Origin of the sequence: Enterococcus sp. 2STP (genome assembly GCF_032465635.1) — a bacterium.
Classification (GTDB): domain Bacteria; phylum Bacillota; class Bacilli; order Lactobacillales; family Enterococcaceae; genus Enterococcus_B; species Enterococcus_B lactis.
The window spans coordinates 55,820-66,130 of sequence record NZ_JAWDJH010000025.1; the positions used below are offsets into that span (position 1 = coordinate 55,820).

The following is a 10,311-nucleotide window of genomic DNA, read 5'->3' on the forward strand; positions in this document are numbered from 1 at the left end:
GGAGGCAGATGGATGAAAAAATGGTTATTTGGTTTTTTAGGAGTCGCTTTAATCGTCTTTTGCAGTGTGTTTGGCTATGTTAGCTACCAAAAACATGAAGGAGAGGTGTTTAAGCAAAATATAGAAAAAAAGATGCCCGTAGATCAAATCAATGCACACGCAAAGAGTTATAAGGAGGATGCAACGAACGCCAATAATGATATGTCTTTGGGGCAAATGTTGTCCATACAAAAAGAAGCAATCGAAATGGGCGTCAATAAACAAGTATTTGCACAAATTCAGATTCCTGCACTTGGTTTAGCATTGCCGATTTTTAAAGGGGCAAATCAATACACTTTGAGTCTTGGAGCGGCTACTTATTTTTATGAAGATGCTGAAATGGGTAAAGGAAACTATGTCCTAGCAGGTCATAACATGGAAATGCCAGGTGTTTTATTTTCTGATATTCAAAAGTTGTCATTAGGGGAGGTGATGGACTTAGTTAGTAACGATGGCGTCTATCGTTACAAGGTAACGCGTAAATTTATCGTACCTGAGTACTTTAAATTAATCGATGGCGTTCCTGAAGAGAACTCTTTCTTGTCTTTACCGAAGAAAGGAGAAAAACCCTTATTAACGTTATTTACTTGTGTTTATACGTCACAAGGAAAAGAAAGATACGTGGTACAGGGAGAGCTACAATAACAAGGTTTTAATCAACGCGAGTCGTTGAAATATGAAATGAGGAGAGTAAAAAATGGCAATAAATCGGTATGTAAAAAAAGCTGGAATGCTTGTTGGAATGTTAGGAATCATTGCAGGCTGCTTTCAGGGATATCGAGCATATGCAGAAGATGTCACGCAAAAAACGCCACCAGAGAAGGTCAATATCACGGTTCATAAATTAATGTACGATCAAAGTACGCAATTGAATGTTGATATTGACGGGATTAAAAACGATGGTTATACGCACGATCAGTATCCTACAGGTGTAACGAAATACAACAAGGCAGATTATGGTGATGTTGAGTTTACGTTAGGAAATATTACGGATCAAGTATTACCGAGGGAAGATTCTGATCTAACCAACGCGAAAGTGGACGAAATCGTGAAAGATGTAGAAGACAAGGGATCTAACAGTGAGTACGTCAAGAATGCAACCAACAAAATTACTTCAGCTGTAGATGAAAATGGTGAGATCACTTTTGCGGATCAACCAGCCTATGTCAATTCCAAAGGAAATGTATATGTGGTGTATGAAAGTAAATCCGCAGCTGGATTAGTCACACAAAAAGCAAAACCAATGGTTGTGATTGCCCCAATGACTGATAATACAGGTTCAGGTTTTTTAAAAGACATTCATTTGTATCCAAAGAATATTGTTTCTAAGTTGAGTTTTGAATTAACGAAATTTGGTGACGATGGCACAGCTCAAAGCAAACAAACACCTTTAAAAGGGGCAAAATTTGAGTTATACAAGGGCGAACCTGGAAAAGGTACAAAATTAGGAGATCTTGTAGCGGATGATCAAGGAAAGCTGACTGCGACTGATTTGACGTTAGGAAAATACTATTATGTGGAAGTTCCTTCAGAAGTCGTAGTGGGATCAGATCAAGAACCAACAGCAGATCAATATTTATTAGGCGCAGACGCTCGCAACGATGCGCACAATAAATTAACCTTTGAAATTACGAATGATGGCGTGACAAGTGACTTAAAAGCTTCATACGTAAACTATAAAGCACCAGTGATCGATAAAACAGTAACAAATGGAACAGGACAAGAACATTCTTTCCAAATTGGTGACGCAGTAAATTATCAAGGAACGATTCATATCCCAACAGACATTGCAGGCGGAGCAGACGGTATCACAGTAAACGGCGTGAAAAGCGAAACTTCTCCTTACAGTGTATTTAAATGGGGGGATACAGCAGGACAAGGACTTTCTTATGTCGCTGCTAAAGCAAATATCAAAGTAACAAATAAAGATGGATCAGTGGTATTAAAAGAAAATACAGATTATAAGATCCAAAATTCAGAAAATGGCTTTGTGATCGATTTTATCGTGAATAATGGCCAAGTAAGTGATACTGTCGCAAGTTTACACGGACAAGATCTTCAAATGACTTATAACATGTATGTAAATGACAGCGCAGCTGTTGCCAATCCATTAACAAATAGCGTGGATTTCGTTTATAACAACAATCCATTTAATCAGGAAGAACACCACGAAAAAACGAAAGCTGACGTTGTGACTTATGGCGCAAAATTCTTAAAAGTTGATAGCGGACTGTTTGGAACAGGAATCAAAGCAACACCGCTTGAAGGTGCAGAATTTGCTGCTAAAAACGCAGAAGGAAAATATTATGGTGGATTAGTTGATACGGATAAAGACGGTGTCAAAGAAGCAGTATGGGTAGACGATGTAGCAAATGCAGCAATCCTAAAATCAGATAAAGAAGGTCACTTTGAAATCACTGGTTTAACTGAGGGTGAATATTCACTGGAAGAAACAAAAGCGCCTGAAAACTATCAAAAATTAACGAAAGAGATCTCTTTCAAAGTAGACAAAGATTCATACAAAGAAGAAAACCGAATCACGATCAAAAACAATCAAAAAGCTTCCGTACCAATGACTGGTAGCAACGGTTTTCAAACGTATGTATTGGTCTCTTGCTTGTTGCTAGGAGCAGGGGCACTTTCTGCAGTTGTTTACTTTAAAAAGAAAGCCTAGAAGGATCAAAACCAATGATTATCAGGAAGCCTAAGAAAAAGCGAATCATGGGTAAATGGATCATTGCTTTCTGGTTACTTTCAGCTGCAGGTGTCTTACTTTTGATGCCTGCTGAAGCGAGCGTGGCGAAATACCAGCAAAATCAGCAGATTGCCGCAATCGATCGAACAGGAACGGCAGCAAGCACGGATTCTTCTTTGGATGTTGCTAAGATTGAGTTAGGTGATCCCGTTGGTATTCTTACAATTCCAAGTATTTCTTTAAAACTACCAATTTATGACGGAACGTCCGACAAAATTTTAGAAAATGGTGTAGGTATTACGGAAGGAACTGGTGACATTACAGGAGGAAACGGTAAAAATCCTTTAATCGCAGGTCATAGTGGACTTTATAAAGATAATCTTTTTGATGATTTACCTTCAGTAAAAAAAGGAGAAAAGTTTTATATCAAAGTTGATGGTGAGCAGCACGCTTATCAAATCGATCGGATTGAGGAAGTGCAAAAAGATGAACTACAAAGAAACTTTGTCACTTACTTAGAACCAAATCCCAATGAAGATCGAGTAACGCTAATGACATGTACGCCTAAGGGAATCAACACACACCGTTTCCTAGTGTATGGGAAACGAGTATCCTTTACAAAATCAGAATTAAAAGATGAAGAAAATAAAAAACAAAAATTATCTTGGAAATGGCTTTTAGGAAGTACTGTTTTTCTTTCAGTCATGATTATTGGTTCGCTATTTGTTTATAAAAAGAAAAAATAAAGGAGGGTAACCAACATGAGAAATAGAAAATGGCTATTTGTTTGTGCAGCCGCTCTTTTTTCTTTCTCTGCCTACACACAGTTAACGTTTGCAGACAGTCAAGAAAGCACGGATAGCACAGAACAAACAATCCAAACGTCAGATAGCAGCACGATTCAAAGCAGCGATGAAACCGTCGATTCGTCAACAGTTGATTCTTCCGAAGAACCGAAAATTGCTGAAGACGATCAAATAGTTAAACAGACCATTCACGTTCAAAAGATTATTTCTTCCGAACAATTAGACAACCAGGGGCAAAAGCTTGAAAAACAAGAAGGAGTAAATGGCGCGAAGTTTTCTGTTTATGATGTATCGGACATTTTACAAAAGATGGATGTTAAGGATCTCTCAACTGATCAAATTGAATCCCAATTAAAAGATCGAGTGAAAAAACTATCTAGTGATCAATTGAAGCTAGTTTCTAATGGAGAAACAAAGACAATTGATCAACAAACAGGTGTCTTTGAATTCTCGGTAGAAGTACAGGCAAATCAGAAACAAGCTTATTATATTGTCAATGAATCAAGTCCTGAAAACATTTCTAATAGCGAGGATATTTTTCTATTAACACCTGTTTCTGATAAAAACGGTGAATTCTTAAAGGATGTGTGGATCTATCCTAAATCAGAAGCTTCGCAACCTAAAGAAGAAGTGAAAAAAATCGTTTCTACTGGCGTAAAGAAAAATTTCTTTGAACATTGTTGGGATTTTGTTACTCACTTGTTTTCTAGGGATTAAGGAAGAAATAAGATGAAATGGATCAAATTATTATTATTCAATCTTTCTTGTTTAACCGCAGTCTTTTTGTACTGCGGTTTATTATTTTCTCAATTATCTATTTTACCAAGTTACCAACCATACCTAATGAGAATTTTAAACATACCAGCTGCTTCTATGCCGCTAGATATTATGGAAAAGCTCGTTAGGAATCCATTATTTACAACGATCAATTTGATCGTTGTTGTCGGAATTTCACTAGTCATTTATAAAAAAGAGGGGATGAAGGAATGAATTTTAAACACTCGTGGACAAGACGGGTAAAATATGTTTTTCCCATAATGATGATGTTAGGTACATTGTTTGGGTTAAAAACAGCCAATGTCTTTGCTGAAAAAGTTATTGTCGATCCGTCAAATCCAATTCAGAATGTAAAGAATAATTTTATTATTCCAAAAGATGTACCTAATGCAAAAACAAATATTACTGTAAGCGGAGCGTCCAAAGTTTACAAATATCATGTTGATGCCAACAAAGGTGGTTTTACGGACGACTACGTAGGATTAGTGGAGGGAAACAAAAATATACGTTACCCTTCTTTCCAAAAAGAATACGGTGAAACAAACCTTGTTTTAGAAGGCGTAACAACCAACACCAAAGTCAATATTGACTACGGAAAAATCGGTACGTATAACGGGAAAAAAGTGAATATCAAGTTAGTTCTATCTAATATCCACTTATATTCAGATACGTTGCCATGGAATATTCTAGATAACAACTATACAAAGACTCATTTTCGAGACGATGGCTATAAAAATGCAAATGGTGCAATGAGTAAATCTAAAAAAAGAACAGTACTTTGGATCTCAGACAACCTTTTCTCAGGAATTGTTTACCATGCAACACAAATGAATGTGCAGCTAGTAGCCACATATGAGGACGGTAGCCCCGTTCAATTTTCAGGAGATACATTTATCAGTTTTAACTCTTTGAACCCTGCAGGAGGAAAAAGCACGGATCTTAAAGGAGAATATGCCCACTATGACAAAATGAATACGACAGATTGGTATGTCAGAAAAGATACAGTTCTTTCAGAATTTAAATCTTTCTACAACAATCTGAACGTGGTAGGTGGCCACCCAGGAGGAAGCTCTAAGCTGACACAAGCGGATAATGATTTCAATAATTTGCATGATAAATTAGGAGATCCGAAGTTTGGTCAAGGTACTGTGTCCTTTAAAATATCTGAAGCAAATCCGACGTTTGTGATTGGTTCTTCTAATGTTCAAACCTGGTTTACTTTATCTTCTGCAACAATCTTTAGTGTTGTTCCTGATCAACCTGAAAAAACAGGGGTTGATAAAAACGGAAATAACGTGAACGATAAAATGTTGCAAGTAGGAGATACAATTCAATATCGAATCAAACAAAAAGTGAATCGTTTAGGAGTGGATTTACTTGCGGTTTACGATCGATTTGAGTTAATTGATAATTTACCAAAAGAAGTAGACTACGTCGATGCACACGTAGAATGTGGATCAAATAAAAAATTCGATGTATCTGGTGAAGTGACTTATGACAAAACAAAACACCAGGTAAAATATGCAGCGAAAGCTGATACATTAAAAAATCGAATGAAGTATAACGGCGAAACTTACGAATTAGTGATCAATGTAAAAGTTAATGAATTGGCCAATCAAAATAGTGTAGCCAAAAATCAGGGAACTTCGATCATTAATAAAGTAGAAAAGGATACAAATATCATTACCGTTTATTTCCCTAAAATTCCAGTGAAAGAAGTGCAACAAGATGGAAAAGATGTAAACGGACGAAATGACGGTAAGAAGGGTACACCTACAGCTCCTTTAAATGCAGGGTCTGAAGTACAATATCTAGTCACACAAAAATGGCATACAAAAGGCGTAGACGCTGCGTCAGATCACTACAAGCAATTTAGTATTCAAGATCCGATTGAAGCTCGTTTGACGTATAAAGAAGGCTCTGCGCAAGTAATAGATAAGAGTACAGGAAAAGATATTACTTCTGAAGGCACACTAACCTATGATAGCAATTCGAGAACATTGAAGTGGGAAGCTTCCGCTGATTTCTTAAGTAACAATCTTTTAGATGGACGAGAAATTCAGCTGATATTTACAGCTAAAACTCCATTACAATCAGAAAAAAATATTGATAATCAAGCTGTAGCAGCAGTAGATAATGTTTCAAATAAAACGAATGTAGTGACAATTGGGGTTGATCCTAACTTGCCACAGGTCATTGTTCCTAAAACAGGTTCTACACATTTAGTAACAACTTTAGTGGTCAGCTTACTATTACTTGTGTTAGCTACTTTAAGTTATGTGGTTCTTAAGTTTAATTAAGCAAAAAAACAAGGCTGAAAATCAGCCTTGTTTTTCTATTTGAAAATTGGGTTGGCGCTAATAAATACATTATCTGAAGAAAGTGATCCGTCTGCAGAAACTTCATAAGCATGGGATAAACCAACGATGCTTTGATTGTTGTAAAGCAAGTTTGCGTTATGAGCAGCGCTATCTTTCCACATAACCATAGCATTTACTGCTCCTGTATCTGAAAGGATCTCGTCAATGTAAAGGTAGAAACTATTGATATTTTCTCCTTTAGCACCATAGCAGCCTAAACTTTCTAAGAGATCTTGGAAAGTACCGCCACCAGGTCGATAATGACTGAAGCTTACTTGTAATTCTTTTGCACGAATATCTGCAGCTTGTTGAACGATATCATTGAATTGCATTGGGGCAACGCCATTTTGTTGACGGTAGCTATTTAACCAAGCAAGTTCTTTTTGACGCACATAGTTGTTTAAATCACTTAGTGAGATATTTTTGTATTTGAAAGTGATCGTTCGATTTTGGTCAACATTATTGATTACACGTTGTCCATTTTTATCAACGGTAACAGATGAATCGTCATTTCTACACAAGAAGTAGTTTTGATCGGTCATATTTTTCCAAGAAGTAGAGAAACGATCTCCCTCGTAAACCGTTTGTGTTTCAGTAGATAAAACAGCGTTTGTGTCAACGTTTATATGGTTCACAGTGACGTTGTATTGATGAGTATAGGCAAAATTGATTCCTTGATTACTTGTAACGTTGTTTAAAGTCACAGTGTTGCTAGAGCTTTCTCTAGGGTCAAGAACAAAATTAGTGAACGTAGGTGCTTCAATTGTGATGCTTTGTCCATAAACGACGGGATAACTCTTACTGTAATTATAGAGTTCTTGGATATTTGGATCAGTATCCGAGACTTTATTTGGACGAGCTTTCACTTCAACTAGAAAGACTTCATCATAGTAAAAAGTAAATGTGGTATTTGTGTTAATCGTTTGTGTTTGTGTTTCATTCCCATTTACTTGATACTGTGGTGCTTCAAAGTTAGTCAAGTCGGTTCTAGCTTTTGCAGTGTAACTTGTACCAGCTTTTACTGAGACATGTTCTTCTTTTAGCAGCGTTCCAGTTTGTCGATTCATATGACGGACAGTTACCGCATATTCTGAAGGTTTAGGTTTGTGTTGTAACCCTTTAAATGCAGAATCAAGACTATTTTTAGCATTATTTACTTGGGTTTGAGAAGCTTTAGAATCGTCTAGTACTTTTTTAGCATTGGATAAAGCAGTCTGAAAATTATTCCAAGATCCTTCTGTAAAATCTCCTTTAGCAGTTGATTTTACTTGGTTGTACAAGGCTTGTAATTCCGTTTTGTTCACAGTAGGAGCTGGTTTTTTCTTTAATCCCTTGTAAGCAGAATCTAATGTGTTTTTGGCACTATCCACTTGTTTTTGAGTCGCTTTTGAGTCATTTAACACTTTTTTAGCATTGTTTAAAGCGGTTTGGAATGCGTTCCAGGTATTGTCGGTATAGTCACCTTTTTTCGTTCCCTTAACGCTCGTATAAAGAGCTTCTAGAGCCGATTTATTCACTTTGGGTTTAGAGGTGTCAGCGCCATACCAACCGATACCTTCGTATTTCCAGCCATAGTCTTTGGTTAACCATTGTACTTCTTTCCAACTTGCAGTGTAGTGATGCGAACCAGAGGTGACACCTGGAAGGAAAAGGCGGTAGATCGGTTTATTATTTTTTTCGGCAGAACGCCATGCAGGCCCTTCGTAAGTCCAACCGTAATTTTTGGTCAACCATTTCACTTCATCCCAACTAGCTGTGTAATGGTGATCACGAAGACCTTTATTGTATAAGCGATAGACAAGATGACCACCGCTAGTCGGTGCTTCCCAAGCGGGGCCTTCATAATTACCCCACTTAATCTTCACTAGATGATCACGTTCTTTTGTACTAGAGGTGTAAAAATGTTCATGGTTATTTGGATTATAAAGGCGATACATGACGTTAGTTGAAGCAGCGTCAGCAGATCCAGCAAGAGCAAGTGTGGCAGCAAATGTTCCAATAGCTATAACAGTTTTTGGGTTTAATAATTTCATGTTTTCAACTCCTATTAAATGATTAAATATTTTGTTTACATTCATAATATACCACGGTGTACCGAGGTAGTCAACGGTATACCGTGGAAATTTTGAAATAAAAAAGCCGTCCTATGAAAAGTGTAAGGATGGCTGTTTATATGCTATGAAGAAATGGATTCGGCGTATTTGGTTAGTTTGGCAGCATTATCAAATCGCATTTTTTCAATCGCACTTTTTTTCTTTATTAAATCCGCAATCGTTGATTCTGCGACTGAAGAATGTTTGCTAATTTCATATGCTGTCTTGCCAGTTTCAAATAGTAACCATTCGATTTTCTCTTTATCAGCGTACATTGCAATGCTCCCTCTTGATTTTTTCTTTATTATAGCTCTTTTTTGTAATAAATCACAATATCAAGAGAAAAAGTTTCTATAGAAAGGTGGGAAATTATGAGTATCCGTTCCCCGTGTATCAAAATGAGGTTTGTTGCTACTTTCGTTATTTGATATACTAAAATAAAACAACGAAAGAAGGAATAAAATGAAAAAGTTAATAACGATATTTACTTCTTTGTTTGCCATAATTGTTATTTTAGGCGGATGTGGCAGTGAAAAAAATAAGCAAGCTAGCCAAGGTAATGGTGTATTAAAACCAGGAACTGTCTGGAAGAAAGAAGTAGGTAGTCTTGTTCATAATTTAAAAATTATAGATGATACTACTTGGGAATACTCTGAGAGTGTATGGCATCCAGACCCTGTACAAATAACAGTTAAGAGACAAAAAGACTATAAAGGTTTAGAAAGATACAAAATAATAGATTCTGCAGACATAAGACAATTTATAAATAAACCTGATTCTTTATTTATTGTTGTTCCTTATGAGAAGGATGGCGTAAAGAAAATTGTTTTTCTTGGATCTAGTAATGATGAAAAACGAACAAAAGAGAAATTAATTCATGATGGATCACAATCAAATAAATACAAATTACAAAAGACTAGTGAGTGATTGCTAGTCTTTTTATTTGTCCTGAAGGAGGAATCACAGTGGCTAAAGCGAAAACGCCATTTGAAAAAGCCGCATCTAAAATCTTAGAACGTCGCGGTGTTTCTGAAACACAGTGGAAACAAGAAGTTCTTGAAAAAGCACAATTTGACCTATTACGGGGAAAAGATAAGGACTTAGAAGGATATATCTACCAACGTGAACGCGAAAAACTTGTTTTCGATGAAATTATTAAACATTAAAAGGAGCGAATAATCTTATGTTTGAATCAATCACAATGAATTTTTTAACTCAACCGAAAGTAGTAGCTGCGGTTGATATTTTTAGAGCATTACAAGGTGCAGCTACTAGCTTAAAAAATAATCTGATGATTTTTGCTGGTGTTGCGGCCGTTGCTTCCATTGTTATTGGGGGGCTTTTCTTCTTATTTGGACGAAGAGGTGCTGAAAACGGGAAGATGCACGTCGGTTATGTATTGATGGGGGTAGGAATTATTTTAGCTGCTGCCTCTATTGTGGTTTCGTTATTTGGAATGTTTGGACAAACCCCACAGGGATTATAAAAACAAAATGAAGGAGTAAAAAGTAGCTATGTACTTTTTACTCCTTTTTTATGAA

The 10,311-nt window shown here is 36.5% G+C and carries 11 protein-coding genes; 9 read left to right on the forward strand and 2 right to left on the reverse strand.

The genetic code is table 11. The features are described from left to right. Window positions 1–12: 12 nt before the first annotated feature. From RWU19_RS11830 to RWU19_RS11855, 6 genes are read left to right on the forward strand one after another with little or no spacing between them, the layout of a single operon-like run. Window positions 13–684, forward strand: coding sequence for a class A sortase (locus RWU19_RS11830; protein WP_316002527.1), 672 nt, complete (start codon window positions 13–15; stop codon window positions 682–684). A 52-nt stretch (window positions 685–736) separates the two neighbouring features. Further along, window positions 737–2,713: a pilin N-terminal domain-containing protein gene (locus RWU19_RS11835; RefSeq protein WP_316002528.1), complete on the forward strand. Its 1,977-nt coding sequence runs from the start codon at window positions 737–739 to the stop codon at window positions 2,711–2,713. Between the two features lie 14 nt (window positions 2,714–2,727). Next, window positions 2,728–3,480, forward strand: a complete 753-nt coding sequence (locus RWU19_RS11840; protein ID WP_316002529.1) for a class C sortase — start codon at window positions 2,728–2,730, stop codon at window positions 3,478–3,480. 15 nt (window positions 3,481–3,495) lie between these two features. Further along, complete coding sequence (locus RWU19_RS11845) at window positions 3,496–4,257, forward strand: pilin N-terminal domain-containing protein (RefSeq protein ID WP_316002530.1); 762 nt, start codon at window positions 3,496–3,498, stop codon at window positions 4,255–4,257. Window positions 4,258–4,269: 12 nt separating this feature from the next. Then, window positions 4,270–4,530 carry a hypothetical protein gene (locus RWU19_RS11850; RefSeq protein ID WP_063627739.1) on the forward strand — a complete coding sequence of 87 codons (261 nt, stop codon included), beginning with the start codon at window positions 4,270–4,272 and terminating at the stop codon, window positions 4,528–4,530. Beyond that, window positions 4,527–6,617: an isopeptide-forming domain-containing fimbrial protein gene (locus RWU19_RS11855; protein ID WP_316002531.1), complete on the forward strand. Its 2,091-nt coding sequence runs from the start codon at window positions 4,527–4,529 to the stop codon at window positions 6,615–6,617. The genes RWU19_RS11850 and RWU19_RS11855 overlap by 4 nt, the downstream gene beginning before the upstream one ends. Window positions 6,618–6,652: 35 nt before the next feature. On the opposite strand, the gene RWU19_RS11860 is transcribed toward RWU19_RS11855, so the two are convergent. Both RWU19_RS11860 and RWU19_RS11865 read right to left on the reverse strand, forming a co-directional pair. Then, the gene (locus tag RWU19_RS11860) at window positions 6,653–8,710 is read right to left on the reverse strand and encodes a CAP domain-containing protein (RefSeq protein ID WP_316002532.1); all 2,058 of its coding nucleotides are present in this window, start codon (window positions 8,708–8,710) and stop codon (window positions 6,653–6,655) included. Between the two features lie 143 nt (window positions 8,711–8,853). After that, entirely contained in the window at window positions 8,854–9,045 is a 192-nt protein-coding gene (locus RWU19_RS11865; RefSeq protein ID WP_002300033.1) for a hypothetical protein, read from the reverse strand. A 187-nt stretch (window positions 9,046–9,232) separates the two neighbouring features. On the opposite strand from RWU19_RS11865, the gene RWU19_RS11870 reads away from it, so the two are divergent. Genes RWU19_RS11870 through RWU19_RS11880 form a run of 3 tightly spaced genes read left to right on the forward strand, consistent with a single transcriptional unit; the run spans window position 9,233 to window position 10,256 of the window. Continuing rightward, window positions 9,233–9,697, forward strand: a complete 465-nt coding sequence (locus RWU19_RS11870) for a hypothetical protein (protein WP_316002533.1) — start codon at window positions 9,233–9,235, stop codon at window positions 9,695–9,697. Then, a complete protein-coding gene (locus tag RWU19_RS11875) occupies window positions 9,694–9,936 on the forward strand; it encodes a DUF5415 family protein (protein WP_002305229.1) in 243 nt (80 codons plus the stop codon). Before RWU19_RS11870 ends, RWU19_RS11875 begins: the two co-directional genes overlap by 4 nt. Before the next feature lie 17 nt (window positions 9,937–9,953). Next, entirely contained in the window at window positions 9,954–10,256 is a 303-nt protein-coding gene (locus RWU19_RS11880) for a hypothetical protein (protein ID WP_098040886.1), read from the forward strand. The last annotated feature ends 55 nt before the right edge of the window (window positions 10,257–10,311 follow it).

What these genes read in the sequence shown, in the direction of transcription:
- RWU19_RS11830 (WP_316002527.1), top strand. Translation starts at nt 13, where the DNA reads ATGAAAAAATGGTTATTTGGTTTTTTAGGAGTCGCTTTAATCGTCTTT.
- RWU19_RS11835 (WP_316002528.1), top strand. Translation starts at nt 737, where the DNA reads ATGGCAATAAATCGGTATGTAAAAAAAGCTGGAATGCTTGTTGGAATG.
- RWU19_RS11840 (WP_316002529.1), top strand. Translation starts at nt 2,728, where the DNA reads ATGATTATCAGGAAGCCTAAGAAAAAGCGAATCATGGGTAAATGGATC.
- RWU19_RS11845 (WP_316002530.1), top strand. Translation starts at nt 3,496, where the DNA reads ATGAGAAATAGAAAATGGCTATTTGTTTGTGCAGCCGCTCTTTTTTCT.
- RWU19_RS11850 (WP_063627739.1), top strand. Translation starts at nt 4,270, where the DNA reads ATGAAATGGATCAAATTATTATTATTCAATCTTTCTTGTTTAACCGCA.
- RWU19_RS11855 (WP_316002531.1), top strand. Translation starts at nt 4,527, where the DNA reads ATGAATTTTAAACACTCGTGGACAAGACGGGTAAAATATGTTTTTCCC.
- RWU19_RS11860 (WP_316002532.1), bottom strand. Translation starts at nt 8,710, where the DNA reads ATGAAATTATTAAACCCAAAAACTGTTATAGCTATTGGAACATTTGCT.
- RWU19_RS11865 (WP_002300033.1), bottom strand. Translation starts at nt 9,045, where the DNA reads ATGTACGCTGATAAAGAGAAAATCGAATGGTTACTATTTGAAACTGGC.
- RWU19_RS11870 (WP_316002533.1), top strand. Translation starts at nt 9,233, where the DNA reads ATGAAAAAGTTAATAACGATATTTACTTCTTTGTTTGCCATAATTGTT.
- RWU19_RS11880 (WP_098040886.1), top strand. Translation starts at nt 9,954, where the DNA reads ATGTTTGAATCAATCACAATGAATTTTTTAACTCAACCGAAAGTAGTA.